The sequence below is a fragment of the Streptomyces vulcanius genome (assembly GCF_042653945.1).
GTDB classification, from domain to species: domain Bacteria; phylum Actinomycetota; class Actinomycetes; order Streptomycetales; family Streptomycetaceae; genus Streptomyces; species Streptomyces mangrovi.
Genome location: NZ_JBHSFK010000005.1, coordinates 245,059 through 271,914, shown reverse-complemented (window position 1 = coordinate 271,914; position 26,856 = coordinate 245,059). Strand labels below are relative to the sequence as shown.

Genomic DNA, 26,856 nt, shown 5'->3' with positions numbered 1-26,856 from the left:
GCGTGCATCGGCGCACCACAACTACTCTCCGAAGTCGCCCGGCGACGCGGTGGTGGTCGATTCGGGCACTGTTCACCAGTGGCTCATGGCCGAATCGCAGCGAATTCCCAGGCAAATGACGGGGTTTACCGAAGGAAGCTGAGGTTTTGGTGCGACTTGGGCGCCGGGCGGCCAGTTGTCCGTACGTCCCCCTGATGGACTACCTCACCCCGTTGACGCGCACTCGACTCGCACGGCATCGCGCAGCCCCCTCCGCTGCGCGATACCGCCCGCGCAGGTTTGCCAACGCGAATTATCCCTGGTTGAACTTACGTCAGGCAGGGGCCGGATGTGAAATGCTCGCGATAACGATGTGGAAACTCTGTGCGGGCGCGGGGCGCCCCCAGCGGCGGTTCCCGGCCAATTTGCCGCGTCAGCCGCCGGAAGGGCTGCCGGGCCGACGGACCTCGACGAGATGCCGTGTGCTGTACGCCACGAACGGCCCCTCCGCGCGGATCTGCTCGTGCAACGTGCGGAGCCGCTCCTCGTACGCCCCGACGGTGAACCCCGGCACCATCCACACCACCTTGCGCAGGAAGTGGACGACGGCGGCGATGTCGTGGAACTCCACGCGCAGCCGCTCGGCCCGCACGTCGACCACCTCCAGCCCCGCGGCCTCGGCGGCGGCCCGCTCGCGGTCGGGGTGCCGGGCACTGGCCGCCGCCTCCGGCTGCGGTCCGAGGAAGTACTCGACGAGCTCGAAGACACTGCGGGGACCGACGTGCTGGGCGAAGTACGTCCCGCCCGGCCGCAGCACCCGCGCTATCTCACCCCAGGGCGGCCGCACCGGGTGCCGGCTGCCGACCAGGTCGAAAGCGGCGTCCGCGAAGGGCAGCGGGGCGTCGTCCGGCGCCGCCACGACCGCGACGCCGCGCGGGTGCAACAGGGCGGTGGCCTTGGCGACGTTCGCCGGCCAGCCCTCGGTCGCCACGGTGAGCAAGGGCGCCCGTCCGGCCCGCCCCAGGGCGAAGTCCAGCACCTCACCGCCGCCGGTCTGGACGTCCAGCGCGGTTTCGGCGCCGCCCAGCCGTCCGGCGAGCGCCACCGCGTACCCCCACGACGGCCGCTCCTCGGTCGCCCGCCCCTCGAACCACGAGAAGTCCCACCCCTCGACGGGGACGGCGACGCCTTCGGCCACGAGGTCCTCGAAGGAGGGCAGGGCATCTGCGGTCATGCGTCGACAGCGTAGTGGAGCAGTGTCACCCCGTTGCCGAACGTGCGGGACCCGATGAGGGTGAGCGGGATCGTCGCGTCGCCCTCCCGGAACATCGGCTTCCCCCTGCCGATGAGTACGGGATGGACGTAGAGCCGGATCTCGTCGACGAGACCCTGTTCGAGGAAGACGGCGCCGAGGTCGGCGCCCCCGAGGCCGAGGTCGCCGCCGGGCTGCTCCTTGAGCGCCCTGACCTCCTCGGGTACGACGTCCCGGACGATCGTGGTGTTCCGGCCGGACTCCCGCAGCGTGCGCGAGTACACGTACTTCGGGATCTCCCGATAGATCCGGGCGAAGTCGGCCATCACGGGGTCGACGTCGGGATCCTCGTCGGCCGTGGGCCAGAAGCCCTCCATGAGATCGTAGGTCACCCGTCCGAAGAGCAGTCCGCCCAGGTCCCGGACGGCGTCGTTGGCACTCCGGTGCACCTCGTCGTCGACCCGGTGCCAGGAGATGTCCTGGTCCGGTCCCTCCATGTACCCGTCCAGGGACACCGACATCATCAGCACGATCTTCCGCATACGACGGTCACCTCTTCGTGTCCTGACTCGCTAACGTGCAGAAGGTAGCGACACGGCGGAGGGAGTCGGGGTATGGCGCGCTGGCGGGACGGGCACGGGGAACTGGTCGTGGGGGGCGTTCGGATCCCGCTGGAGATCGCCGCCTCCTACCGGGCCCGCACGAAGGGCCTGCTGGGCCGGGACTCCGTCGACGGAGCGATGCTCCTCACCCCCGCCGGCAGCGTGCACACCTTCCGTATGCGCATCCCGGTCGACGTCGCCTACCTCGACCGCCGGCTCACCGTCATCGCCGTACGCACCATGCCCCCGGGCCGCCTGGGCCTGCCCCGGCCGCGCTCCCGGCACGTACTGGAGGCGGCGGCCGGGGCGATGGAGGGGTGGGGGCTGCGGGCGGGGGTGCGGGTCGAGGTCGTCGGTTAGCCCGCCGTCCGGGGGAAGGTGATCTCCACTCGGCGGTTCTTCTTGCGGCCCTCTTCCGTGGAGTTGTCGGCGATGGGGTACTGCTCGCCGTAGCCGCGCACCTCGAAGGTGATGCCCGGGTCGTTGAGGTCGCCGGCGAGCGCGGCCTGTACGGCGTCGGCGCGCTGCTTGGCGAGGACGTCGCCGTGGGCGGAGGAGCCGAGGTTGTCGGTGAAGCCGAAGACGCGGACCAGCGTGGTGTTCTGCTTCGCGATCTCGTCGGCGATCACCGCGATACGGGCCTTCGCTTCCGTGCCGAGCCGCGCGCTGTCCTTGCCGAAGAGGACCTCCGCCTGGAGGGCGAACGTCACGTCCGCGTTGGTGTCCTCACGGCGCTCGTCGCCCGACTCGTCCTCCACGACCTGCTTGATGTCCAGCACCTTCGGCTCGGCGAGCGTGCTGCCCTCCGGGAGCTTGAGGTCCGGGTCGTTGGGGTCGACGTCGACGGGTGCCGTGGCGGAGGGTTCCGTGCCCGGGGGGACGCTCGGGCCGCTGTCGTCGGCCCGGGCGGCCGGCGCGATACCGAGAACCACGAGGGTGACCACCGCGAGGGTGAGACGTGGAGTGAGTGGGGTCATGACCGGCCTCACCCGGAGATCTTGACGACCGCGCTGGGAAACAGCGGGAGTTGGAAGGTCACGTCGGTGGAACTGGCCGGCGGCGCCGGGAACTGCAGGAAGACGTCGATCGATTCACCCGCCTTGAGCGTGGAGAACCCGGTGGTGGTGAGGGGGCGCCCCTCGGTGTCGCGGAGGACGTAGTAGCGCTTCTTGGTCTTGGAGTCGACGAGGGTGGCTCCGCCGAGGGACAGCCCGTTGTTGATGATCTCGGTCTCGTTGCCGCTCAGCGCGGAGGGGATCACGGCTTCCGACCCGCTGTCGTTCTTCAGCTCGCCGTTGACGGTGACGAAGCCACCGGAGTCCCGCTGGGCCGACGTGATCTGCAGGAGGAGACCGCTCGGGCCCTTCAGCTCGGCCAACGGCTCGGCGGACTCGCCCTCCTGGGTGTCCGGCTGCGATCCGCCGCCCTTGGACGCGGAGGACGAGTTCTGCGGCTTCTTGTCGTCGCCGCCCCCGCCGCCGCAGGCGGCCGTGCCGAGTGCCAGCCCGGCCACGACGGCCAGCGCGACCATCCCCCTGCGGGCTTCCGCCGTGAACCGCATGCTCATCACTCTGCTTCCTTCTCCACTCGTCGCTCGCTCGTCAACCGGCACGTGTGGCCAGGTGGACGTCGAAAAGGTCCTCGGGGCCGGGCAGTCCGGCCGGGTCGTCCGGGTCCAGGTCCCAGTCCCGGTCCTTGCAGGTGAGCCTCGGCAGCGGGTCGGCCGGGGTACCAGGGTCCGGAGTGCCAGGGTCCGGGGTGCCAGTCGGGGTGCCAGGGGTCGGGGTGCCAGGGTCCGGAGTGCCGGGGTCCGGGAGGTCGAACGTACACAGCGACTCGATCACAGCCGTGGCATTCGCGTGCGCCCGGACGTCCTCCGTGCCGGGCACGACCGAGTCTCCGACGGATTTCTTGGTCTGCGCGGTGACCGTGTAGGAGAGCGGACCGTCAGGACTGCACTCGGCGGACGCGTCGTTCATCGCCGCCAGCTGGTACGCGCGATCGCACCCATTGGTCGCGCCCACGCCGTCGAAGATGTCCTGCCATCTCGTCGGGTCGAGTACGTCCAGCACCCACAGGTCGGCGAGTTGGTCCCTGGTGTCCTGCGCCGCCGCCAGTGCCGCCGCGTCGGCCGCGGTCTGGGCGCCGCTGCGGTTCACCGCCGCCTGGCCGACCGCGAAGTACGCGAACGCCAGAAAGAGCAGGCCCGCCACCACCGTGATGTAGATGGGGAAAGCCTGCCCCGCGTCGCCGTACCGCAGCCTCCGACGTCGTGTCAGGGCGCCACCTTTGAGATCTGTGTCCTGAGCTTGTCCACGATCGTCTGCCCCAGGTTCGTGTTCGCGATCAGCACCACGATCGCCACCACCACCGCGATGATCCCCAGGTACTCCACCGCGGTCTGCCCCCTGTCGTCTGCGGTGCGGCGACGTACCGCCTCCGTCGCCCGGAGCTTGGCCGCGACGACGGCCCTCAGCAGCAGGTCGCTCATGGCGTTCCTCTCGGTTTGAGGCACTGGCACGAGGAACGTATGACGGAACGGGTGTTCCGGACGAGGGTCCCAGGGCCCAATTTCCCAGCCATTTCGCCGCGGCCTCGGCGCGGCTGCTGCTGTGCAGCTTGGCGAAGATGCGGTTGATGTGGTTCTTGACCGTCTTCTCGCTGATGAAACAGGCTGCGGCGATCTGCTGGTTGTTCATGCCGGACGCGATGAAGTCCATGATCTCCGCCTCCCTCGCGCTGAGTCGGAACCCCGCCCTGTGTACCGTCGTCACCGACGACTCTCCCACAAGCGATTGCAATTGCGAAAGCGGTTTGGAGAAAGTCGGCAGGGGATGGGGGGTTGTGGCGCAGGCATCGTGTGCAGTCGCATCGCGTGATGCGTCCCGGACCGCCGCCGTCAGCTCCTCCACAGTGAACTCGCCGTGGACCAGGTAGCCGTCCGCCCCGCCGCGCAGCGCCGCCCGCACCGTCGCCGGGTCGTGGCTGTACGTCAGCATCAGGACCGAGGCCAGCCGGGCCAGGTGGGGCAGGGCGGAGAGGCCGTCGACGCCGGGCATGCGGACGTCCAGGAGGACCACGTCGGGGCGATAACGCAGGGTCGCCTCCAAAGCCTCGCCGCCGTCCGCCGCCTCCGCCACGACCGTGATGTCCTCGCAGCCCGAGAGAAGGGCGGTGAGGCCCGCGCGGACCACCGGATTGTCGTCGGCCACCACTACACGTACGTCCGGCATGGCGCCTCCTCCGTCAGTGCCGCCAGCGGAAGGTCCACGCGCACCTCCGTGCCCCGTGACCGCGCGCCGCTGCCGATGTGGAGGCTCGCCCCCACGCTCGCGGCCCGCTCGGCCATCCCGACCAGGCCGAAGTGGCCGGTGCGGCGGAGGTGTTCGAGGGTGGTGCCGGGCGGGAGGCCGCGGCCGTCGTCGTGGACGCTCACGCTGAAGAGCGTTCCGTCCACACCGGCCCTGACCTCCACCTGGGTGGGGGCCGCATGCCGGTGGGCGTTCTCCATGGCCTCCGCCGCGATCGTGAGGAGCTGGCGGGCCACGGCGGGCGGCACCGGGAGGGTCGTACCGTCGCCGGTGGGGTGGTAGGTGACCGGCAGGCCGGTGCGTCGCGCGAAGTCGGTCGTGCGGGCGGCCAGTTCGGGCAGCAGGTCGACCGGACGCGGCTCGCGGCGCAGGTCCGTCAGGAGGTCCCGGGACTCGGCGGCGGCGCGACGGGCGGCGCGGGCCAGCAGCTCGGCGTGCTGGCGGACCCGTTCGGGGTCCGGGTTCGCCGAGCGGGCCAGGGCGTCCGCCACGAGGGCCACGCCGTGCAGGGACTTGGCGACGGAGTCGTGCATCTCGCGCGCCAGCCGGGCGCGTTCCTCGGCCACGGCCAGGTGGGCCCGTACGGCGGTCAGGGCCTCGGTCGCGGTACCGAACCGGAGCATCAGGCCGCGCAGCGACGAGCCGACCGCGCCGGTGATGACACAGAAGCCGGGCAGCAGGAGCCGTTCGGCCGGGTGGCCGGTGCCGGAGTCACCCGCGAGCGTCGCCTGGACCAGCAGCAGGATGAGGAACTGGGCCGACGCGAAGCAGGCGGCGCCTCGCCAGCCGTAGACGATGCCGGCCAGGAGCGGGGTGCAGACGCTGACGTAGGCGAGGGTGGTGTCCGGGCCCGCCGAGATCAGCAGGAGGGTGCCGAACGCGGTGTCCGCCGCCAGGAGCGTGGGGTGGCGCAGGAGGAGGGGGCCGAAGCGCTCCCAGTCGCGGAACAGGACGTAGGAGCCCATGAAGGTGAAGACGACGGCCGCGCCGACCAGGCGGACGCCCAGGCCCGGGGAGGCGTTGAGGAGGGCGGCGGGGGCGGCCACGGCGATCATCGCCAGCCGGAAGCCGAACACCTGGCGGCACAGCGCCTGCAGGGCGTTGACCTGAAGCGGCACGGGTGCCGTTCCCCCAGGCACGGATGCCGTCCCCCCACGCACGGTTGCCCTCATCGCTACCCGCCCGTGATCGAGTTGAAGTCGGTGCCGGAGCCCAGCAGCATCCCCGCACCGAGCAGGAGCATCGTCGCCGGGACCATGAACGTCGTGATCATCAGCGTGGCCTTGGGGACCGCGCGGGCCGCCTTGCGGCGGGCGTTCTGCGCGTCCGTGCGCCGCATGTCCTTGGCGATGGCGACGAGCGTGTCGACGATCGGGGCGCCGAGTTCCTCGCCCTGCTGGAGCGCGGTGACGAACATGGCGACCTGCTCGGAGTCGTTGCGGCGGCGCAGTTCCTCGAAGGCCTCGCGGCGGCTGACGCCGAGGTCCATCTGGCGCAGGGTGATCCGGATCTCGTCCGCCCAGGGGCCCGCGTACTTGGACGCCACCCGGTCCAGGGCCTGGCGGAAGCCGAGGCCGGCGCTGACGACGACGGCGAGGACGTCGAGGAAGTCGGGCAGGGTGCGTTCGATGGCGTCCTTGCGGACCCGGATCGCCGACCAGATGCCGATCTCCGACCAGAACGCGGCGAAGCCCACCATGAGCAGGGCGATGAAGTAGCTGCCCTGGAGCAGGCCGGCCAGGGCGCCCAGCGCGCCCATCGCGCCGTAGACCGCGCGCCGGGCCGCGTACCGGTCGATGGTCAGGCCGCCCGGGTTGCCCGCGAGGTCGATCCGGCGGCGGTAGCGGGCGACCTGTTTGGGGCCCATCAGACGCAGTACGGCGGGGGCGTACCGCATACCGATGCGGTCGACGACCGAGCCGACCGCGCCGGTGCGGGTCGCGCCGACCTCCAGGGCGAGCGCCAGGTCGCTGGGGAGCTTCACATCGGCCCGGTACATCCGGATGCCGGTGAAGGCGCCCCAGACGGCGAGGCCCATCACGAGGGCCAGCAAGAGTTCCACAGCCCCGCTCCCCTCAGACGTCGATCCGCGACATACGGCGGATGAGGACGAAGCCGACGGCGTACAGACCGAAGGCGATGATCACGCAGGCCTGGCCGACCGTCGAGCCCGTCATCCGGTCCAGCGCGCCCTCCCGGACGCTGTCGATGAGGAACAACGCGCCCACGCCCAGCGCCGGTACGGCGTACGCCGTCATGTTCACCTGGGAGAGCTGCGTCCGGACCTCGCGCCGGGTCTCCTTGCGCTCCTCCAGGGTCTCGGTCAGGTTGCGCAGGGCGCCCACCACTTGGCCGCCGGCCCGGTTGGACAGCACCAACGTGGTGACAAGGACGACCAGTTCGCGGGACGGGAGCCGGTCGGCGAGTTCACCGAGGGCGTCGTCCATGGAGTGGCCGACCGCCAACTGGTTGGCCACCTTGGCGAGTTCCTCGCCCGCGGGGGCTTCGAGTTCCTCCGCCGCCATCCCCACGGCCGTGCGCAGGGCGAGGCCCGCGTGGGTGGCGTTGGCCAGGATGCGGGCCAGTTCGGGTAGTTGGTTGATGAACTTCTCGATGCGTTTCTGGCGCTGCCAGTTGAGGAACTGCAAGGCCCCCCAGACGCCGAGGAGTCCGGCGATGGGGCCGAAGAAGGGGGCCAGCACGGCCTGTCCGACCAGCCACAGGCCGGCCACCGCGCCCAGCATGTAGACGAGGAACTCGCCGGGTGTGACGTCCAGACCGGTCGCCGTCAGCCTCAGCTCCAGCTTGCGGCCCGTGTCCGTGCGGCGCAGCCGGCGGTCCAGGTTGCGGAAGCGGCGCCGACGGCCGCCCGGCGGGAGCTGCCCGGTGTACGACAGCCGTTCCACGAGCGCGGCGCGCTGGGCGTGCCCCTTGGCGTAGACGTGTACTCCGGCGACGGCGAGGACGCAGGTCAGCAGGGCCACGCCGGTGGTGAGGGTGATGAGGTCGTCGAGGTCCATGACTGCTACCGGGCTTCCCTTGTCGTCAGTTCGTGTGCGGCGCGCGCCACGCCGAACGCCTGCGGGATGGGCTGGCTCGCCATGTAGAGGCGGTCGGCGGTACGGCGGGGCAGGGGGAAGTACTCGAACTCGCCGTACACCCGGCCGTCGGAGGCCATCGGCCGGGCGTTGAAGCGGGCGATCGTCGCCAGCCGGTACGGCTCGGAGCCGTGGCTGTCGAGCAGGGCTATCTCGGTGATCCGGCGGGCGCCGTCGGCGAACCGGGTGAGCTGCACGATCACGTCCACGGCGCTGTTGATCTGGTCGTGCAGGGCGATGAAGGGGATCTCCACGTCGGACATGGACGCCAGGGTCTGGAGCCGCATCAGCGCGTCCTCGGCGCTGTTGGCGTGGACGGTGGCGAGGGAGCCGTCGTGGCCGGTGGACATCGCCTGGAGCATGTCGAGGGACTCGCCGCCGCGGACCTCACCGACCACGATCCGGTCGGGGCGCATCCGCAGCGAGTTGCGCACCAGGTCGCGGATGGTGATCCGGCCGCTGCCCTCGACGTTGGGGGGCCGCGACTCGAGGCGGATCACGTGCGACTGCTGGAGCTGGAGTTCCGCCGAGTCCTCGATGGTGATGATGCGTTCGCTCTCCGGGATCAGCCCGGAGAGGGCGTTGAGCAGGGTCGTCTTGCCGGTGCCGGTGGCGCCCGAGACGATCAGGTTGAACTTCGCCTGCACCAGGCCCGCCAGCAGGTACAGCATGGGCTCGTCGAGCGAGCCGAATCCGATCAGCTCGTTGAGGGTGAAGGAGCGCGGGAAGCGGCGGATGGTGAGGACGGGCCCGCTCAGCGACAGCGGCGGGATGATCACGTTGACGCGCTCGCCGGACGGCAGCCGCGCGTCCACCATGGGGTTCGTCTCGTCCACCCGCCGGTTGACCGTCGAGACGATCCGCTCGATCGTCTGCATCAGCTGGTCGTCGGAGGCGAACCGGAGGGGGAGCTGCTCCACCTTCCCCGCCCGCTCTACGAAGATCGCGTCCGGGCCGTTCACCATGATCTCGGTGATGGACGCGTCCTCCAGCAGGGGCTCCAGGATGCCGAGCCCGAGCGCCTCGTCGACCACCCGCCGGATCAGCTGCGAGCGCTCCACGGTCGACAGCACCGGGCCCTCGCGGCTGATGATGTGCCCGAGCACCCGCTCCAGGCGGGCCCGCCGCTCGGCCGCCGCCAGCGAACTCATCTCGGCGAGGTCGATCTCCTCGAGGAGCTTGGCCCGGTAGGTGGTGACCAGATGGGCGTCCTCGCCCCGGCTGCCCTGCTCCTCGGGGGTGGTGATGCGTGCCCGCAAGCTCATCCTCGCGCCGCCTTTCAGTGGTCCATCGGCATGACGGCCGTCTTGCTGGCCGTGCCGAAGTTGTCGATGCCGGGGATGACGGAGGGGATGGTGACCGTGGCGGTGACCTGCACTTCGTCGCCCGAGAAGGCGGGCGGGCAGCTCACGGACAGCCAACTGCTCACCGCCCGGGCGCAGTCCGCCTGCGCGTTCCCGCCGAGGGACGCGCTGCGCGCCCCGGTCCTGGCCGCCGTACCCGCCTGCTGGGCGGCGTAGGCGATCACGCCCAGCTGTACGGCGGCCAGCGCGACGAACAGCAGGATCGGCACGAACCCGAGGTATTCCAGGGCCACTTGCCCTCGGTCGTTTCTGTGACGGCGTCCGTACGACATCTCAGTCGTCCTCTTCCTCGACCGCGCCGGCGTGGCCCTTCACGTCGACCGGGAAGTTGATCAGACCGGGAAAGAGGACGGGGACCCGCAGCGTGACCTCCGCCGTCACATAGCCGACGCCTTCGCAGTTCACCGAGGCGTTCGCACTCCAGGCGGCGCCCAGCTTGTCCCTGCCCGCCTGTTCGCACACCGCCTGCCGCTCCCCCCGGTGCGCCGCCGTACCCGCCCGCACCGCCTCGTCGGCGGCATTCCCCGCGAGCGTGTACGTGTACCCCACGAGCACGCACTGCCACACCACCACCAACGTCACGATGATCAGCGGTGTCATGCCGAGGAACTCGATGGTGACCTGGCCCCGGTCGCGTCTCACGGCACTACTCCTTCCGCCGTCGGAAGCCACTGCCGCCCCGGCGCACCAGGGCCGTCTCCGGCGCCTTGACGAGTTCCAGCTCCGCCGCGAGCGCCCACAGGGCCTGGCGTACGGTGCCCTTGCCGTCGAGGGAGTGCACCCGGCCGGCGTCGACCGCGGCCTGGAGTTCCTTGAAGTTGGCCGGGATCGCGGTGTTCGCGACGGCCGTGCCGGTGATCCGCTGGATGAGCGGCGGCTGGATCTCCGTACCGCGCGTGTGGCGGTTGACGACGACGGTGGTCTCCTCGGCCTTGCGGACCTGGAGCCGGTCCCACATGCGGACGGTGCGTTTGGCACCCCGGACGGCGACCACGTCGGGGGTGGTGACCAGCAGCGCGCGGTCGGCGATCTCCACGGCCGCCGCGCCGGCGCCGCTGAGCTGGGAACCGCAGTCGACGACGACGACCTCGTAGCGGGAGCGCAGGGCGCTGACGATCTGCCGTACGGCCCGCTCGGTGACCTCCTCGCCGCGCTCGCCCTCGGCGGGGGCGAGCAGCAGGGCCACGCCCGTGTCGTGGCGGAAGACGGCCTCCGCGAGGATGCGCGGCGAGATGTCGTTGATGGCGGCGAGGTCGACGACCGAGCGGCGGAACTGGACGTCCAGGTAGGAGGCGACGTCACCGGTCTGGAGGTCGAGGTCGACGAGGGCGGTGGGCCGTCCTGACGCCTGGGCGGCGAGGGCGAGCTGGACGGCGGTGAGGGTGGTGCCGACACCGCCCTTGGCGCCGCTGACGGTGACGACCGTGCCGCCGACGCCGGGGAACACGTCCGCCCCGTGGCCGAGATGGCGCCGTACGCCGGTCGACCACTGGGCGACCGACTGGACGCGGTTGGCGAGTTCCTCGTAGCCGAGGGGAAGGGTGACGAGTCCGCGGGCGCCGGAGTCCATGGCGGCCTGGAAGAGGCCGGGGCCCACGTCCGTGGTGACCAGGATGACGCCGACCGCCGGGAAGCGCAGGGCGACCTCGCGGACCAGCTCCAGCGCCGGGACGGGTCCGATGCGTTCGTGGACGATCACGACTTCGGGGAGTTCGTCGACCGACTCGGCGGCGAGCCGGGCGAGGGTGTCGACGAGCTGCGTGGAGTCGCCGACCGGGGCGACCGGTTCGGCGTCCGGGAGCTGGCTGAGCAGGGTGGTGAGGGCGCGGACCGCGTCCGCGTCGCCGACGGCCGGGAGGATCCTCGTGGGCATGGGCGGCGGCCTCTCACTTGTCCGTGGCGAGTTCGTACGTACGGTCCCGTTCGGGGACCGTGGAGTCGCCGCCGGGGGCCACGAGGGCGAGGCGGACGCGCTTGGCGAAGGACTCGGCGTACGTGATGCGCTGGGCGTCCAGCGTGGAGAGCGCGAAGGTGATGGGGACGGCCTCGGTGGCCGAGCGTTCGCGGCTGCTGGAGTCCGGCTCGAGGGGCGTCAGTTCGCCGACGTCGAGGACACGGGCGTTGGTGACGATGATCTTCGACTGATCGGGGTCGGACTCACGGGCGCCCTCGAAGGTGGCGTAGACGTTGACGGAGGAGCCCGGCCGGATCTTGCCGGCCACACCCGTCGCCGCGTCGATCATGATGGCGACCTCCTGCTGCCCCGGCTGGAGGGCGGGCTGGTCGACGATCATGTCGTCCTGGAGCAGGGAGCCCTTCTTCAGCGTCGTGACGGCGATCTTGCCGCGGATCGCGGAGAGATCGGTGACGGCGTTGTCCGACAGCCAGCGCTCGGGCATCTCGATCTTCTTGAACTGCCCCGCGGTGAGGGGGGTGTACGGCGCCACGTTCGACCTGAGCTCGTAGGCGGCCACCTCGGGGCCGACCTTGGAGTTCACGTCGTCGATGACGGACAGGACACCGGCGAAGGCGCCGAGGGCGCACAACACCGACAGGAGCAGGAGAATCACGCCGCGGCGCTGACGGGAGTTCATGAGCCGTGCAACCTCGTTGGGGGTCGGGTCGGGCGGGAACGGTGGTCCGTGGGGTGTTACCCGGTGGTGAGCGCGCGTACCGGGCGGGCGGTGAGTTCCGCGGCGGGCGGCGGGGTGGCGGAGCAGAACACGCAGCGGTCGCCGATGACGTCGATGCCGCACCAGTGGCAGACGCTCTGCCGTACGGAGGCGACCAGCTGGTAGAGCACCGACAGATCGGGCAGATAGGCGCAGAACTCGATCAGCTTCGGCGTCCCCCACCACTCGGCGGACTCGGCGGGCGCCTGCGTCTCGCGCAGCCCCTGGACCTTCCAGGCGGGGGCGAGGGTCCCGGTGACCCAGTCGGACTGGAGCTGTCCGCGTCCGACGAGCATCCAGGTCCCGAACTCGGGTCCGGGCAGCACGGCTTCGGGCGCGGCCTTCACCAACTCGGCCTGCGGATGCGCGAGCACCGCGAACTGGCTGCCCGGAACCCATGACCTGGTGTGCGACTTCAGCCCGACCACGGGCACCCGGTCGAGCCGGGCGACGGAGCCGAGCAGCGCGCCCGCGTGGATGTAGTGGGTGAGCAGCCGCCCGGCCGAGGCCAGTACCCCGGGCCCGAGGTCGCAGGAGGCGAGCTGGCGCAGCTGCCGGGCGAGGACGGCGACACCGAGCGGCGGCAGTTCGGGCCGGAAGAGCGCGATGCGGTCGCTTTCGAGCAGTGCGCGGATGGTGTGCAGCCGCTGCTCGACCACGGGCGGCGCAGCCCGCGAGTACACGACGACGAGATGTCCGTGCTGTTCGAGCAGCAGCTGTACGGCGCGGAGCGCCTCGTCCAGCGGCTGCCGGTCCAGGTCGGCGAGCACGGCGGCGGGCAGGGTCCGTTCGTCCTGCGGCGGCAGCGCCAGATCGGCGCCGGTCACGGCAATGGCTGTTGGCACGCGCAGCTCCCCGATTCCCGCGATCCCCGGCCCACCGGCGTTACTCCGGCGCACCGGGGCGACTTCATTGCGTGACTACCTAGGCACTGTATCCACGCCCCTGTGGCCGGAGAACAGCTTTCCGTTGCTGGTAAGCAACTGTTCTTCGAACAAGTCCCATCAAACCGGGGCAGGTTGCGCACACCGGCTCTCCACAACCGGACTCCTTGACAACCGAATTGGTCTGGACCAACGTATTGTCATGTACCCAAATAAGAGAGCGACAAGGCTCTGGGCCGGAGTGGCGACCGCCGCCCTGGCCCTGTCCCTGGCGGGCGCGGCTCAGGCGTCCGCCGTGGACCTGAACAACGCGAAGAACGCCGGCTTCGAGTCCGGCCTGGCCAACTGGACCTGCTCGGCGGGCAGCGGTACGACCGTCTCCTCCCCCGTGCACGGCGGCACGGCCGCGCTGAAGGCGACCCCGGCCGGCCAGGACAACGCCCGGTGCACCCAGACGGTGGCGGTGCGGCCCAACTCCACCTACTCGCTCGGCGCCTGGGTCCAGGGCGGCTACACCTACCTGGGCGTGACGGGCACGGGCACCACGGACGTCTCGACCTGGACCCCCGACTCGTCGGCCTGGAAGCAACTGTCGACGACCTTCACCACGGGCGCCTCGACCACCTCCGTGACCGTCTACACCCACGGCTGGTACGGCCAGGCCGCCTACTACGCCGACGACATCTCCGTCCACGGCCCCGACGGCGGCGGAGGCGGCGACCCGGCCCCGACGATCCCCGCCGCCCCGGGCGGACTGGCCGTGTCCGGTACGACGCCCTCCTCCGTATCACTGACCTGGAACGCGGTCTCGGGCGCGACCGGCTACAACGTCTACCGCGCCGGTACGAAGGTGACGGCGGTCACGGGCACCTCGGCGACCGTGACCGGGCTCGCGGCGTCGACGTCGTACGGTTTCCAGGTGACGGCGACGAACACGGCGGGCGAGTCGCCGAGGTCGACGACGGTGACCGGCACGACGACGGCCGGTGGCACCGGCGGCGGTTCCGTGCCCCGGCACGCGGTGACCGGCTACTGGCAGAACTTCAACAACGGCGCGACGGTGCAGCGCGTCTCGGACGTGCCCGCCCAGTACGACATCATCGCGGTGGCCTTCGCCGACGCGACGACCACCCCGGGCGCGGTGACCTTCAACCTCGACTCGGCGGGTCTGGGCGGCTACACGGTCGACCAGTTCAAGGCGGACATCAGGGCGAAGCAGACGGCCGGCAAGAAGGTCGTCGTGTCGATCGGCGGCCAGAACGGCACGGTGACCGTCAACGACACGACATCGGCGGCGAACTTCGCGAACTCGGTCTACGGATTGATGCAGACGTACGGCTTCGACGGCGTCGACATCGACCTGGAGAACGGCCTCAACGCGACGTACATGACGCAGGCGCTGCGGTCGCTGGCGGCAAAGGCGGGGTCCTCCCTGGTCCTGACGATGGCTCCCCAGACCATCGACATGCAGTCGACGTCGAACACGTACTTCCAGACCGCGCTGAACGTGAGGGACATCCTCACGGTGGTCAACATGCAGTACTACAACAGCGGTTCGATGCTGGGCTGCGACGGCAAGGTGTACAGCCAGGGTTCGGTGGACTTCCTGACGGCCCTCGCCTGCATCCAGCTGGAGGGCGGCCTCGCCCCGTCCCAGGTGGGCCTCGGCCTGCCGGCCTCCACGCGCGGCGCGGGCAGCGGGTATGTGTCTCCGACCGTGGTGAACAACGCCCTGGACTGCCTGACGAGGGGCACGAACTGCGGCTCCTTCAAGCCGTCGAGGACGTATCCCGACCTCCGGGGCGCGATGACCTGGTCGACGAACTGGGACGCGACGGCGGGCAACACGTGGTCGGGTGCGGTGGGACCGCACGTGCACGGGCTGCCGTAGGACCGGCTGAGCCGGGTGCGGCGCGGGAAGCCGCGTTGCACCCGGCAACAAGCTGATGTGATGATTTCCGGCATGGCTGAATACGGGGGAACAGAGCCGGAAGACACCGTCGGCGCATCGGCGCTCCTCGCCCGTGACCGGCGGGAGTTCCCGTCCCTGCTGGGCGAGTTCCGCCGGACGGCCGTCCTCGTCCCGTTGGTGCCGGTCGACGGCGACGAGGTCCCCCTGGCCGCCGACTTCGGCGGTATCCGCTGGATCTACGCCTTCTCCGACGAGCCCGCGCTGGCCCGATTCGCGATCGCGAGGGGAGAAGGCGCGCGTGAATGGCCGTACCGGACGGTCCTGGGGGCCAGGCTCCTGGACGCCGGTGTCGGCGCGACGGGCGTGCCGTGCGGAGTGGCGCTGGACGTGGGCAGCGAGGGCGACGGGGTGCTCTTCCCGCCGGTGACGGGGATCGTGCCGGACGCGGTGGCGGTGGACGGGGAGTCGCAGTGAGCGAGAGCGCGGATGGCAAGGACATCAAGGCGTCGGGGCTGTCCTCGATCGCGCAGGGCATCACCCTGACGCTGGCCGAGTTGAAGGAGATCGGCGTCGACAGCATGGCCGGGGCGGGCCGGGGCTTTTCCGAACTCTCGCTCTCCGGACTGCAGTTGGGGCACGACGGACTGAGGTCGGCCCTCGAGTCGTTCTGCGAGCGCTGGGAGTGGGGCGTGCGCGCGCTGGTGATGGAGGGCAACGGCTTCGCGCAGAACGTGGGCCTCGCGGCGGGGACGTTGTACGAGACCGACCAGTACGTCGGGGGTTCCCTGAAGATCGGCCTGAACTCCCTGGTGGGCAACCCGTACGCCACCGAGGAGGAGGTCACGCAGATGGGCTGGGGCGAGGTCGCCACCAGCGGCTACGACGCCTACACCCACCCCGACTACAGCGGGGAGTCCTTCGACGAGGCCTGGGAGAACAGCAAGCAGGGCTGGAAGGACGCGGGCCGGGACGTCATGACCTCGCGGTGGGCGGGACCGGCGTACATGAACCCGGAGAACCTGCACGGCGCGTTCGGGGTGAGCGACCAGGAGTACGACCAGTATCTGGACGGCATGTTCGGCCCCTCGCCCGAGGAGCGCGCCAAGGCCGCCGAGCAGGAGCAGGACGGGGAGGCCGACTGATGGGGCTGGGCGATCTGGTCAACTCCGGTCTGGACAAGCTCGACGACGGCATCGACGCGGGCAAGAAGCTGCTCGGCGAGGGCATCGACAAGGGCACCGACCTGGTCGGGGAGGGCCTGGACAAGGTCGGTGCGCACGATCTGGCCGACAAGGTCGAGGACTTCGGCGACGGCCTGGCCTCGAACCTCGGCGCGACCCCGGGCGAGCAGCAACTCGGCGACACCGACCAGGCCAACGAACTGGTCCACGGCGACCCGGCCGCCATCCGCGCCTCCGCCTCCCACCTGAAGGACTTCAAGAAGGCCTTCGACACCACCGGCGACGGCATGCGGAAGCTGGACTCCTCGCACTGGAAGGGCGAGGCAGCCGACACCTTCCGCGAGAAGTTCGCCATGCACCCGGCCAAGTGGCTGCACGCGGCCGACGCCTGCGACAAGGCGGCCAAGGCGCTGGAGGACTTCGCCGGCACGGTCACCTGGGCACAGGGCCAGGCGCAGGAGGCCGTGGACCTCTACAAGCAGGGCAAGAAGGCCTCCGAGGACGCCGCGACCGCGTACAACAAACGCGTAGACGCCTACAACGCCAAGATCAAGGCGAACGAGGACCCGGGTCCGCGCCCGGAACCCTTCACCGACCCCGGTACGGCGGACGTGAAACGCGCCCGCGAGATCCTGGCCGAGGCCCGCCGCCAGCGCAACGACGCCGGCCGCACCGCCGCCACGGCGGTCACCGCAGCGCTGGCCCACGCCCCCGCCGAGCCCCCGGCCCTGGACCGCCTCAAGGCCGACGCCATGGACGGCTACCAGGCACTCAACACCGAGGGCACACACCTCCTCGGCGGCGTGGTCAAGGGCACGGCCGGCCTGGTGAACTTCGCCCGCGGCCTGAACCCCACTGACCCCTACAACCTCACGCACCCGGCGCAGTACCTCCAGAACGTCAGCATGACCCTCTCCGGCCTGGTCTCCGCCGCCTCCCACCCGGAGCGCACGGTGAAAGCCGCCTGGGACGGCTTCAAGCAGGACCCCTCCGAGTTCACCGGCCGCCTCCTCCCCGAACTCCTGGGCACCAAGGGAATGGGCCTGGCCCGGGGCGGCCTGCGCACGGCGCTGAAGGAAGGGATGGAGGAGGCCGCGGAGTCGTCGGCGCGGCGGGAGGCGAAGGGGGCCGCCGAGACCGCCAGGACCGATGGTCCCGGGCACGACGCCCCCAACCCCCGCGAAAAGGTGGACCACGACCCCTCGGACCCGGTCGACCTCACCACCGGCAAGATGTACCTGCCGCAGACGGACGTCACGTTGCCGGGCGCCCTCCCCCTCGTCTTCCGGCGGCGGGTGGAGTCGGGCTACCGCTTCGGCCGCTGGTTCGGCCCCTCCTGGTCCTCGACGGTCGACCAGCGCCTCGAGATCGACTCCGAGGGAGTCGTCCTCGTCACGGAGGACGGCCTGCTGCTGGCCTACCCGCACCCGGCCCCCGGCCTGCCCACCCTCCCGGCCCACGGGCCGCGATGGCCGCTGGACCGGGTGGACGGCGGCTACACGGTCACCGACCCGCAGACACACCGCACTTGGCACTTCGCCGACCGCGCCGACGACCTGGCGGTCCTGGAACAGATAGACGACCGCAACGGCAACTGGCTCACCTTCGAGTACGACGCCGGGGGCACCCCGCTGGGGATCGTGTCGAGCGCCGGTTACGACGTGCGCATCGCCACGGAAGACGGCAGGGTCACTGAGTTGAGCCTGTTCGGTGGGCCGCTGATGCGCTACGGCTACACGGACGGCGACCTGACGGAGGTCATCAACTCATCGGCGCTCCCGCTCCGCTTCACCTACGACGAGGCGGGCCGCGTCACCTCCTGGACCGACACGAACGACCGCGGCTACACGTACGCGTACGACGACCGGGACCGCTGTGTCGCCGAGGGCGGCACGCACGGCCACATGACGCTGCGCCTGTCCTACGGCGAGCGGAACCCCGCGACCGGCCTGCGGGTCACCAAGACCACCACCGCCGAGGGCCACACCCGCCGCTACGCCGTCAACGACGCCTGCCAGGTGGTCGCCGAGACCGACCCCCTCGGCGCGAGCACCCTCTTCGCACGCGACCGCCGCGGCCGCCTCCTCGCCCGCACCGACCCCCTGGGCCACTGCACGACGTTCACCTACGACGAGACGGGCAACCTCACGGCCGTGGTCCGCCCCGACGGCCGCGAGTCGAGGGCGGAGTACGACGCGCTCGGCCGACCGGTGGAGGTGGTCAACCCTGACGGTACGGCGATCCGCCAGACGTACGACGACCGTGGCAACCGCACCTCCGTCACCGACCCGGCGGGCCGCACCACCCGCTTCACCCACACCGAGGCCGGCCATCTGACGTCGGTGACCGACCCTCTCGGCGCGGTGACCACCGTGACCTGCGACCGGGCGGGCCTCCCCCTGGCGATCACGGACCCGCTCGGCGCGGTCACCCGCTACGAACGCGACGCCTTCGGCCGCCCTGTCGCCGTCACCGAGCCCACCGGCGCGACGACCCGCCTGGAGTGGACGGTGGAGGGCCGCCTCACCCGCCGCACGGCCCCCGACGACACGACCGAGTCCTGGACCTACGACGGCGAGGGCAACTGCACCACCCACACCGACGCGATGGGTGCCGTCTCGACCTTCGAGTACACCCACTTCGACCTCCTGACGGCCCGCACGGGTCCGGACGGCGTGCGCTACGCCTTCGACCACGACACAGAACTGCGCCTGACGAAGGTCACCGCCGCACAGGGCCTGACGTGGACATACGAGTACGACGCGGCCGGCCGCGTGGTCGCAGAAACCGACTTCGACGACCGCACGCTGACGTACACGTACGACGCGGCGAGCCGCCTCGCCTCCCGGACGAACGCACTCGGCGAGACGGTGGCGTACGAGCGCAACGAGCTGGGCCAGGTGATCCGCAAGGCCGCGTCGGGCCAGGTCACGACGTACGCGTACGACATGACGGACCAGCTCGCCCAGGCGACGGGCCCGGACGGCACGACCCTGACCCTGTTGCGCGACCGCTTCGGGCACCTGCGGTCGGAGACGGTCGACGGCCGCACCCTGACGTACACGCACGACGACCTGGGCCGCCGAACGGGCCGTACGACACCCACCGGCGCCGCCACCACCTGGTCGTACGACGCGGCGGGCCGCCGCACCGGGATGGTCGCCTCGGGCCGCGCGATCGACTTCACGTACGACGTCGCGGGCCGCGAACTGACCCGCCAGGTCGGCGCCACGGTCACCCTGGAGCATGGCTTCGACGCCACCGGTCGCCTGACGACCCAGTCGGTGACGGGAGCGGGCGGTCACGCCCTCCAGTCCCGCGCGTACACCTACCGCGCCGACGGCAATCTGATCGGCATCGACGACCAGCTCTCCGGCTCCCGCCACTTCGACATCGACGCGACGGGCCGCGTGACCGCGGTACACGCGGCGAACTGGACGGAGACCTACGCCTACGACGCGGCGGGCAACCAGGCGTCAGCGTCCTGGCCAGCCTCACACCCGGGCTCGGAGGCCACCGGCGACCGCGAGTACACGGGCACCCGCATCACCCGGGCGGGCCGCGTCCGCTACGAACACGACGCCCTCGGCCGTATCGTCGTCCGCCGGAAGACCCGCCTCTCCCGCAAGTCGGACACCTGGCGCTACGAGTGGGATGCCGAGGACCGCCTGACGTCGGTGACGACCCCCGACGGCACCCGCTGGCGCTACGCCTACGACCCCCTGGGCCGCCGCACCGCCAAACTCCGTCTTGCGCAGGACGGCGAAACGGTCGTCGAACGTGTGCTGTTCACCTGGGACGGCACAACGCTGTGCGAGCAGACCACCGTCTCCCCGGACCTACCGAACCCCGTCACCCTCACCTGGAACCACCGGGGCCTGTACCCGATAACCCAGACCGAACGCATCCTCGCCGCCGATGCCAGGCAGGAGGAGATCGACTCCCGCTTCTTCGCCATCGTCACCGACCTGGTCGGCACCCCCAGCGAACTGGTCGACGAACAGGGCGACATCGCCTGGCGCACCCGCAGCACCCTGTGGGGCACAACGGCCTGGTCGTCAAACAGCACGGCCTACACCCCACTCCGCTTCCCAGGCCAGTACTACGACCCGGAAACGGGCCTGCACTACAACTACTTCCGCACCTACGACCCCGAAACAGCGCGATATCTCACGCGAGACCCGCTGGGTCTGGTTCCGGGGCCCAACCCTTCTACCTATGTCGACAATCCGCATACAGGTTCCGATTCCCTCGGACTCGCACCGGACTACCCTGGCCAGAAGGGTAACCGCGGCACGTACGACTTCAGGGAACCGAACCCGGATCACCTCCCCGACGAGGGGGCGACAGCGGCAATGAGAGCCGCGCCGATCGGTGGAAACATCGACTGCTCCGAGATCGCCGAATACATCCTCAGGGAGAACGGAGGGCAAGGAAAGATCATCAACTTCACCACACGCAACAGTTCGTCCATCAATATCCCGGAGAACTCGGGCAGCATGGTGACGGAGTACCGGTACCACGATGTCTACACTGACGGTCGATACGTATACGATCCAGCGATGAGTTCGAACCCAATCACTTACGGGGACTACGAAAGAGCAATCCGCCTGGAGAACCCGGGAAAGAAACTTGTTGTCGCAAATGGCGGATACGCAGGGCCCCTCTGGTGACGTAAGAATGGATGATCATGTCAGCTCGCGGTGAGCAGGCGATGAGAGTGCTCAGCAGATTCGGGGAGCTTGCATGGTTTGCACTCCCCGCAGAAGTCAACCCTACACACGGATACATCCAGCTTCCTTATTTGGGATGGCGCTATACCAATCCTCAGGAGGGACTCGCACAACGCATCGAGGCTGCCGTCAGAGCGCTTCCGACACAGGTCGACTGGACGCTTGACACGACACGGAAAAATTGGGTACTTGTCCCGGATCGGGTTTTGGCCGAAGCCGGCGGCCTCGCCGACCCCTCGTTCAGAAATGTCGTCAACTCCCTCAGCGCCCTGGATCAAGAGTTCTGCCGCAATGCATTGGCTGATCTGGAAATCATCCTGGAGCATCTGCAATACGTCAGATTCGAAGAGCAATAGCATGCGCCTCTGAAGGCTTCAGAACGCCGCCGACGGCAACAAGGGGATCCGGGTCCGACGATGACGTTGCACCGCCATCGGGAGCTTGACGTGATCGTGGTGGCCGTGGCCCCGGTCGGTGCGAAGGTCGACGCCGACGAAGGTGGGACCGGATTCATCGATCAGGTGAAACATCCCTCCTGGTGGGACGAGGGCACTTCCCCACCCCAGGTCGGAGATCGGCTGCATGTCGTGGTCCTCGATGCGAGCCGGGTGCCACCCCGGTTCAGCGCACTGCAGCAGGACATCGGCATCGCGCGGCGACTGCGGGACGGCGACGCATGAAGGGACACCTCATATCGTCCGGGCCGCTTCAGGCATGATCCGCGAGATCGAGGACATTCAACGAGAGCTGCGCCGAGTCTCACAGCGGCCGGATACCGACGAAGTGCTTCCGATTCTCATGCTCTCGGATTCTGTCGACAAGGAAAGATCCGTTGAAGACCTGGAAGGAAGCCTGCGGAGTGTCCATGAGCTGAGGAAGCACCCCATCAAAAACCTCTCGGTAGAGGACCTGCGTCGGCTGATCGGCCAGGACGTGGGCCTCAGGTGGCTTCTTCCCGTCGCGCTGGACTTCCTGCGCGAGACGGCGCCGGACGAAGCCGTCACGGGCTGGTACGACGACGATCTGCTGTCGGCAGTTCTGACGAGGAAGAACTCAACGACGAGACCGTGAGCATGCTCACCGACTTGTCGGAATACGTTCAGCGGAACGTAGAGGAATTCCGGAAATCAACCTCGGACCTGTTGTGAAGCCCAGGGGTGCCCAGCCAGTCGCCGATGAGCGTGACCGCATCGTCCACTGTTGCGCGCGGGGCGCCGGAGGACTCGAGCGAGGTGAGGGCTATCGCGGCGAGTTGGGCGTCGGTGAGGGCGAACACCGCGCGGGCCGTTTCGTACTCCTCCAGCAGGCCGGCGCCGAACAGGAGGGGGTCGTCGGCATTGAGCGTGCAGCGCACGCCGGCTTGCAGCAGAAGCGGTAGGGGATGGACAGACAGGGATTCCACGACGCCAAGGGCGATGTTCGAGGTGGGGCAGACGTCCAGGACGACGCCTTCCGCAGCCAGGCGGGCGACGAGAGCCGGGTCCTCAACCGCCCGCACGCCATGGGCGATCCGTCGCGCGCCGAGCACGTCGAGTACGGCGCGCACGCTGGCCGGACCGGCGAGTTCCCCCGCGTGCGGGGCGGAAATCAGCCCGGCGTCACGGGCGATGGCAAATGCCTCGGCGAACGGCTCAGCGGGATAGTGGGCCTCGTTGCCGGCCAGACCGAAGGCGACCACCCCGTCGCCTGCCCGCCGGGCCGCGAGGCGGGCCGTCTCGACAGCTTCCGAAGGATCCGCGTTACGCCGGGCGAACATCAGAACGCCGAAGCCGATCCCCAGCCGGGCAGCGGTGCGGCGACCCTCGTCGATCACCACGTCCAGCAGGTCGAGCGCAGCGGCCGGATCGTCCACGTAGGTCAGGGGGTTCACGTGCGGCTCGACCCAGACCGCCCCATCTGCGGCGGCATCCTCGACCACCTCGCGCACCAGCCGCAGAAGGTTCTCCCGCGGGCCCTCGCGCACCAGTCGCGCGGCTACGCGATACATGGACGTGAAGTCCTCGAACGACGTGAAGCCGCCCAGGGCCGAATGCGGTCGGCCAACCTCTCCCGCTAGTTCCGCGAGCGTGGCGGGGCGCATCGCGCCTTCGAGGTGGAGATGGAGATGGGCCTTCGGTAGACGGGCCAGGCTGCGCATGGTGCGCCACTCTAGGGCTACCCCCGCGACGGCCGTTCAGCGCTGGTCGCTACCGGGGTGTACGGAGCGCCCGTCCCGTACGCCGTCGCGCTCGGCCTCGGGAGCGTTGCCCACATGCGTGTCCCTCCGCCCGGTTCGCGGGACTCGCCGAAGCCCCAGTCGCCCTCGCAGGCGCGGCAGACGCAGGCGAGGAGGCGGAGGGCTGCGCGGCGGCGGGTGTCGCAGGCGGTGGCGAGGCGGGGCTGGGTGTGGCGGGGGTGGTTGTCGTAGACGATCACGCGGAGGGTGTCGGCCCGGTAGCGGAGGGAGAGGTAGAAGTCCGGTGACTGCGTGAACTGGGCTGCCACTGCGGTCAGTTCGCCTACCGCTTGCAGCGCCGGGTCCAGCATGCCATCCAGGCCGTGGACCTTCAGGACCTCGCGCGTCGTCGCCCTCGCGAGGGCGGGGCTGGCCAGGGCCGCGGGGAGCGTGAGGCTGTAGGAGAGGGTCTCGGGGAAGGGCGGGGTGAAGTCCGCGGGGAATTTGGGCGCGAGGGGACAGAGGGGCATGGGCATGGAGCCTCCTTGTGAGCAGGGCAGGTACCGTGTGTAGCTTGTTCGTCACCGAATGTAGGGCATCGGGGGTTATGTTGCCCCACCTTCGGGAGAACACAGGCACCGATAGGGTGACTCCGGTTGTGAGGAGGGCAGCGCATGGCCGCGAGGACGTCTGCGACCGAGCGTCAGAAGAGGCTCGGGGCTGAGGTACGGAGGATGCGCACCTCAGCCGGTATGACCGGCGAGTACGCGGCGGGGCTGCTCGGCGTGGACCGGGGCAAGATCTCCAACATCGAGTCGGGAACGCGCGCCATCAGCCCCGAGCGGCTCCGCACCCTGGCCTGCAACTGCGACTGCGACGACGAGGCGTACGTCGATGCCCTCGTCGAGATGGCCCAGCCCGCCGAACGGGGCTGGTGGGAGCGGTACCGGGGCAGCCTTCCCGCCGGGATCCTCGACATCGCCGAACTGGAGCACCACGCCGTGCGGATCCGCAGCGTGCACCTGATCCACATGCCGGGGCTTCTGCAGTCCAGCGACCACGCCCAGGCCGTCTTCAAGGCCGCGCTGCCGCCCCTGCCCCAGCACGAAGTCGCCCTGCGGCTCGCCCACCGGCTGGAACGGCAACGGGTTCTGGAAGGCGCCCCGCCCACCGAATACGTCGGGATACTGCATGAGGCCGCGCTGCGGATGCAGTTCGGTGGGCGCAAGGTCGCGCGAGGACAGTTGGAGCATCTGCTCGCCTCGTCGGAGCGGCCTCAGGTGACGCTGCGTGTCATTCCGTTCGACGCGGGATCGTTCCCCGGTGCCGGGCAGACCGTGGTCTATCTGGAGGGGCCCGTACCGCAGTTGGACACCGTTCAGATCGACAGCACCCACGGACCGGAATTCCTGTACCAGGAAGTCCAGTTGTCCAAGTACCGCGCGCAACTCGACTGGATGGAGCAACGCGCGCTCTCCCCCGAGGAGTCGTACAGGTTCATCCAGGACGTCGCCAGCCAGCTCTGAGGAGACCGCCATGCCCGACATCACGTGGGAAGACCCGTTCTGCGCGGAGGGATCGGCCTGCTTCCGCCTCGGCACCGACCCCGCCGGCAACGCCTACATCGCCATAGCCGGGGCCGAGGACGCCTACCTATCCGACTCCCGTGAAGCGCTTCGTACGATGATCCTGGACATCAAGGCGGGGAAGGCCGACCACCTGCTCTGAAGCTCACCGCGTCAGGTGATGCCGAGTCCCGTGGTCAGGGAGTCGACCACCATGTCGGCCCCCTGGGCAGGGGACAGCTCCGGCGTCTCGTGTGCGGCGATGTTGGTGAGGTGCACTAGCAGGGAGCGGGCCCAGCGGTCGGGAAGGCCGGGCCGGATGACGCCCTCGCGGACCGCGCGGGCCATGAAGGCGTCGAGTTGCTCGATGAGTCGCCGGAGGCGGGCGGCCGTCGCTTCCTCGCGCACCTGCTGGACGTCCACGGGCCACCGCCTGCTGACCGCGATGATGCCCTCCGCGTACCGGTGCAGTGCCACCGCCACGGGGGCCTCCGTCAGCCGCGCCTGGGCGACGACCTCCTCGCAGGCGTCGAGCTTGGCCACGTGGACGGCGGCCATCAGCGCCTCGCGGGTCTCGAAACGGCGGTAGACGGTACGCCGGTCGAGGCCCGCCGCCGCCGCGATCGCCGCGATGCTCGTGCTCGGGTCGCGCGCCAGCAGCCGTGCTCCGGTCTGCAGGACCGCGTCCAGGTTGCGTGCCGCGTCAGCTCTCATCGTGACGAGAGCATACGCAACGGTGCGGCCGATCGCCCAGTTGATGTCACATGGGTATTGCGGATCACAGGCCAACTGTCACATAGTTGCGGCACTTTCACTTCGTCAGGAGTCACAGGAGTCCTACGTGAGCCAGGTCCGCATGTCCGAGAAGTTGAGGGAAGCCCTCGATTCCAGGGTCTTCGTCACCGTCGCGACCCTGCGTCCCGACGGCAGTCCGCACCAGTCCGTGGTCTGGGTGGGCAGGCGGGGCGACGACCTGTTCTTCGTGACCGGCGTGGACAAGGTCAAGGTGCGCAATCTGCGGCGCGACCCTCGGCTCAGCCTGACGGTCAACCCACCGGACGAGCCCTACGGATACGCCGTGATCAGCGGCACCGCCCGGTTCGACAGCGTGGGCGTCCGCGAACGCATGGACGAACTGGCGATCAAGTACACCGGCCAGACCTACGCCGAACACAACCCGCAGTCGTACGCCGCGCTCCCGGAACTGGTCACGATCCACGTCACCCCGGAAAAGATCGCGGCCCGGTTCCTGTGAGCCCCCCAAAAGGAGGAGTGCGATGAAGACCCACGTCATCACCGGCGGCACGGACGGCATCGGCAGGGCCCTCGCCCACCACTACCTGGGCAGAGGACACGAGGTAGTGGTCGTCGGGCGCAACGCGGAGAAGGGCAGGGCCTGGCTGGACGCCGCACGGCAACGAGGTGCGGCCGGGCGGGCCCACTTCGTACGTGCCGACCTCAGCCTGATGGCCGAGACCGCAGCCGCGCTGGAAAGCGTCCGGTCGTCCTTCGGCAAGGTCGACACCCTGGTGCTGTGCGCCCGGCATTTCCGGACCACCCGCCTGGTCACGGCCGAAGGCTTCGAGAACACCTTCGCGCACTTCTACCTCAGCCGCTTCCTGCTGAGCCACGGGCTGGCGGACCTCCTGGAAGCCGCCGCCCGCCCGGTCGTCCTCAACGTCGCGGGTCCCGGCGGCCGGGCTCGAATCCACTGGGAAGACCTGCAACTCGCCCGGGAGTACGACGGGCAACGGGCACTCGCCCAAGGCGGTCGGCTCAATGACCTGCTCGGTGTGGACTTCGCGGACCGTCGACCGGACACCGCCGTGCGGTACGTGCTGCTCGGCCCGGGAACGGTCGGCACCAGCTTCTCGGGGGAGTACACCGCGGACACCACGGCGCAGATCGAGGCCATCCGCCGGTCCGCCCGGTCGGTCCAGGAGGCCCTGACGCCGATCGTCAAAGTGCTGGACGACCCGCCCACCGCACCGCTCAGCGCCTTTGCGCAGGGCGAGCCGCTCAGTCCGCACGGGCCCGGTTTCACGGTCGAGGAAGCACGGCGACTGCACCGGCACACCCAGAAGTTGTTGGCAGCCGCAGGGTTCGTCTGAAACATTTCCCGTACCCCGGCGCATCAATGAGGTGAGG

Annotated in this window: 30 protein-coding genes and 1 pseudogene; 12 read left to right on the top strand and 19 right to left on the bottom strand. The window is 69.8% G+C overall.

Annotation, left to right across the window (positions count from 1 at the left end):
* Window positions 1-412: 412 nt before the first annotated feature.
* Together ACFPIH_RS10265 and ACFPIH_RS10260 are read right to left on the bottom strand one after the other, a co-directional pair.
* Window positions 413-1,213, bottom strand: coding sequence for a methyltransferase domain-containing protein (locus ACFPIH_RS10265; protein WP_381165276.1), 801 nt, complete (start codon window positions 1,211-1,213; stop codon window positions 413-415).
* Window positions 1,210-1,773 (bottom strand): dihydrofolate reductase family protein, encoded by a 564-nt coding sequence (locus tag ACFPIH_RS10260; protein WP_381165278.1) that lies wholly within the window; start codon window positions 1,771-1,773, stop codon window positions 1,210-1,212. Before ACFPIH_RS10260 ends, ACFPIH_RS10265 begins: the two co-directional genes overlap by 4 nt.
* A gap of 72 nt (window positions 1,774-1,845) precedes the next feature.
* On the opposite strand from ACFPIH_RS10260, the gene ACFPIH_RS10255 reads away from it, so the two are divergent.
* A complete protein-coding gene (locus tag ACFPIH_RS10255; protein WP_381165280.1) occupies window positions 1,846-2,193 on the top strand; it encodes a DUF192 domain-containing protein in 348 nt (115 codons plus the stop codon).
* Here ACFPIH_RS10255 and ACFPIH_RS10250 read toward each other — a convergent pair.
* From ACFPIH_RS10250 to ACFPIH_RS10185, 14 genes and pseudogenes are all read right to left on the bottom strand, one after another.
* Window positions 2,190-2,810 carry an OmpA family protein gene (locus ACFPIH_RS10250; protein WP_381165282.1) on the bottom strand — a complete coding sequence of 207 codons (621 nt, stop codon included), beginning with the start codon at window positions 2,808-2,810 and terminating at the stop codon, window positions 2,190-2,192. The genes ACFPIH_RS10255 and ACFPIH_RS10250 overlap by 4 nt on opposite strands.
* A gap of 8 nt (window positions 2,811-2,818) precedes the next feature.
* Window positions 2,819-3,400 (bottom strand): hypothetical protein, encoded by a 582-nt coding sequence (locus tag ACFPIH_RS10245; protein ID WP_381165284.1) that lies wholly within the window; start codon window positions 3,398-3,400, stop codon window positions 2,819-2,821.
* Between the two features lie 34 nt (window positions 3,401-3,434).
* Window positions 3,435-4,112: a pilus assembly protein TadG-related protein gene (locus ACFPIH_RS10240; protein ID WP_381165786.1), complete on the bottom strand. Its 678-nt coding sequence runs from the start codon at window positions 4,110-4,112 to the stop codon at window positions 3,435-3,437.
* Window positions 4,109-4,324, bottom strand: coding sequence for a Flp family type IVb pilin (locus tag ACFPIH_RS10235; RefSeq protein WP_381165788.1), 216 nt, complete (start codon window positions 4,322-4,324; stop codon window positions 4,109-4,111). Before ACFPIH_RS10235 ends, ACFPIH_RS10240 begins: the two co-directional genes overlap by 4 nt.
* A gap of 55 nt (window positions 4,325-4,379) precedes the next feature.
* Window positions 4,380-5,066 (bottom strand): annotated as a pseudogene (locus ACFPIH_RS10230) (response regulator); the annotation flags it as partial.
* Window positions 5,048-6,262 carry a sensor histidine kinase gene (locus ACFPIH_RS10225; protein ID WP_381165286.1) on the bottom strand — a complete coding sequence of 405 codons (1,215 nt, stop codon included), beginning with the start codon at window positions 6,260-6,262 and terminating at the stop codon, window positions 5,048-5,050. The pseudogene ACFPIH_RS10230 and the gene ACFPIH_RS10225, both read right to left, overlap by 19 nt.
* Window positions 6,263-6,318: 56 nt before the next feature.
* Complete coding sequence (locus ACFPIH_RS10220) at window positions 6,319-7,206, bottom strand: DUF5936 domain-containing protein (protein ID WP_381165288.1); 888 nt, start codon at window positions 7,204-7,206, stop codon at window positions 6,319-6,321.
* Between the two features lie 13 nt (window positions 7,207-7,219).
* On the bottom strand, window positions 7,220-8,164 hold the full coding sequence (locus ACFPIH_RS10215; RefSeq protein WP_381165290.1) for a type II secretion system F family protein: 945 nt from the start codon (window positions 8,162-8,164) through the stop codon (window positions 7,220-7,222).
* 5 nt (window positions 8,165-8,169) lie between these two features.
* Window positions 8,170-9,507 (bottom strand): CpaF family protein, encoded by a 1,338-nt coding sequence (locus ACFPIH_RS10210; RefSeq protein WP_381165292.1) that lies wholly within the window; start codon window positions 9,505-9,507, stop codon window positions 8,170-8,172.
* A 14-nt stretch (window positions 9,508-9,521) separates the two neighbouring features.
* A complete protein-coding gene (locus ACFPIH_RS10205) occupies window positions 9,522-9,878 on the bottom strand; it encodes a TadE/TadG family type IV pilus assembly protein (RefSeq protein WP_381165294.1) in 357 nt (118 codons plus the stop codon).
* Window position 9,879: 1 nt separating this feature from the next.
* Window positions 9,880-10,206: a pilus assembly protein gene (locus tag ACFPIH_RS10200; protein WP_381165790.1), complete on the bottom strand. Its 327-nt coding sequence runs from the start codon at window positions 10,204-10,206 to the stop codon at window positions 9,880-9,882.
* Window positions 10,207-10,252: 46 nt separating this feature from the next.
* Window positions 10,253-11,479 (bottom strand): CpaE/TadZ family protein, encoded by a 1,227-nt coding sequence (locus ACFPIH_RS10195; protein ID WP_381165296.1) that lies wholly within the window; start codon window positions 11,477-11,479, stop codon window positions 10,253-10,255.
* Between the two features lie 13 nt (window positions 11,480-11,492).
* A complete protein-coding gene (cpaB, locus tag ACFPIH_RS10190; RefSeq protein ID WP_381165298.1) occupies window positions 11,493-12,200 on the bottom strand; it encodes a Flp pilus assembly protein CpaB in 708 nt (235 codons plus the stop codon).
* 56 nt (window positions 12,201-12,256) lie between these two features.
* Complete coding sequence (locus ACFPIH_RS10185) at window positions 12,257-13,123, bottom strand: hypothetical protein (RefSeq protein WP_381165300.1); 867 nt, start codon at window positions 13,121-13,123, stop codon at window positions 12,257-12,259.
* A gap of 241 nt (window positions 13,124-13,364) precedes the next feature.
* On the opposite strand from ACFPIH_RS10185, the gene ACFPIH_RS10180 reads away from it, so the two are divergent.
* From ACFPIH_RS10180 to ACFPIH_RS10150, 7 genes are all read left to right on the top strand, one after another.
* Window positions 13,365-15,053: a chitinase gene (locus tag ACFPIH_RS10180; RefSeq protein ID WP_381165302.1), complete on the top strand. Its 1,689-nt coding sequence runs from the start codon at window positions 13,365-13,367 to the stop codon at window positions 15,051-15,053.
* Window positions 15,054-15,125: 72 nt separating this feature from the next.
* The gene (locus ACFPIH_RS10175) at window positions 15,126-15,548 is read left to right on the top strand and encodes a hypothetical protein (protein ID WP_381165304.1); all 423 of its coding nucleotides are present in this window, start codon (window positions 15,126-15,128) and stop codon (window positions 15,546-15,548) included.
* Window positions 15,545-16,216, top strand: a complete 672-nt coding sequence (locus ACFPIH_RS10170) for a hypothetical protein (RefSeq protein ID WP_381165306.1) — start codon at window positions 15,545-15,547, stop codon at window positions 16,214-16,216. The genes ACFPIH_RS10175 and ACFPIH_RS10170 overlap by 4 nt, the downstream gene beginning before the upstream one ends.
* Window positions 16,216-20,928 (top strand): putative T7SS-secreted protein, encoded by a 4,713-nt coding sequence (locus tag ACFPIH_RS10165; RefSeq protein ID WP_381165308.1) that lies wholly within the window; start codon window positions 16,216-16,218, stop codon window positions 20,926-20,928. The genes ACFPIH_RS10170 and ACFPIH_RS10165 overlap by 1 nt, the downstream gene beginning before the upstream one ends.
* Before the next feature lie 17 nt (window positions 20,929-20,945).
* Window positions 20,946-21,344: a hypothetical protein gene (locus ACFPIH_RS10160; RefSeq protein ID WP_381165310.1), complete on the top strand. Its 399-nt coding sequence runs from the start codon at window positions 20,946-20,948 to the stop codon at window positions 21,342-21,344.
* Window positions 21,345-21,434: 90 nt separating this feature from the next.
* Window positions 21,435-21,668 (top strand): hypothetical protein, encoded by a 234-nt coding sequence (locus tag ACFPIH_RS10155; RefSeq protein WP_381165312.1) that lies wholly within the window; start codon window positions 21,435-21,437, stop codon window positions 21,666-21,668.
* Window positions 21,669-21,702: 34 nt separating this feature from the next.
* Window positions 21,703-22,059 (top strand): contact-dependent growth inhibition system immunity protein, encoded by a 357-nt coding sequence (locus ACFPIH_RS10150; RefSeq protein ID WP_381165314.1) that lies wholly within the window; start codon window positions 21,703-21,705, stop codon window positions 22,057-22,059.
* 28 nt (window positions 22,060-22,087) lie between these two features.
* On the opposite strand, the gene add is transcribed toward ACFPIH_RS10150, so the two are convergent.
* On the bottom strand, window positions 22,088-23,125 hold the full coding sequence (gene add / locus ACFPIH_RS10145) for an adenosine deaminase (RefSeq protein ID WP_381165316.1): 1,038 nt from the start codon (window positions 23,123-23,125) through the stop codon (window positions 22,088-22,090).
* Between the two features lie 17 nt (window positions 23,126-23,142).
* On the bottom strand, window positions 23,143-23,679 hold the full coding sequence (locus ACFPIH_RS10140) for an ATP-binding protein (protein ID WP_381165318.1): 537 nt from the start codon (window positions 23,677-23,679) through the stop codon (window positions 23,143-23,145).
* Between the two features lie 138 nt (window positions 23,680-23,817).
* On the opposite strand from ACFPIH_RS10140, the gene ACFPIH_RS10135 reads away from it, so the two are divergent.
* Both ACFPIH_RS10135 and ACFPIH_RS10130 read left to right on the top strand, forming a co-directional pair.
* The gene (locus ACFPIH_RS10135) at window positions 23,818-24,669 is read left to right on the top strand and encodes a helix-turn-helix domain-containing protein (protein WP_381165320.1); all 852 of its coding nucleotides are present in this window, start codon (window positions 23,818-23,820) and stop codon (window positions 24,667-24,669) included.
* Window positions 24,670-24,679: 10 nt separating this feature from the next.
* On the top strand, window positions 24,680-24,871 hold the full coding sequence (locus tag ACFPIH_RS10130) for a hypothetical protein (protein ID WP_381165322.1): 192 nt from the start codon (window positions 24,680-24,682) through the stop codon (window positions 24,869-24,871).
* Between the two features lie 11 nt (window positions 24,872-24,882).
* On the opposite strand, the gene ACFPIH_RS10125 is transcribed toward ACFPIH_RS10130, so the two are convergent.
* On the bottom strand, window positions 24,883-25,422 hold the full coding sequence (locus tag ACFPIH_RS10125; protein ID WP_381165324.1) for a TetR/AcrR family transcriptional regulator: 540 nt from the start codon (window positions 25,420-25,422) through the stop codon (window positions 24,883-24,885).
* Between the two features lie 127 nt (window positions 25,423-25,549).
* Here ACFPIH_RS10125 and ACFPIH_RS10120 point away from each other — a divergent pair, with 127 nt between their 5' ends.
* Both ACFPIH_RS10120 and ACFPIH_RS10115 read left to right on the top strand, forming a co-directional pair.
* Window positions 25,550-25,963, top strand: a complete 414-nt coding sequence (locus ACFPIH_RS10120) for a PPOX class F420-dependent oxidoreductase (protein ID WP_381165326.1) — start codon at window positions 25,550-25,552, stop codon at window positions 25,961-25,963.
* 22 nt (window positions 25,964-25,985) lie between these two features.
* On the top strand, window positions 25,986-26,819 hold the full coding sequence (locus ACFPIH_RS10115) for an SDR family NAD(P)-dependent oxidoreductase (protein ID WP_381165328.1): 834 nt from the start codon (window positions 25,986-25,988) through the stop codon (window positions 26,817-26,819).
* Window positions 26,820-26,856 lie beyond the last annotated feature (37 nt).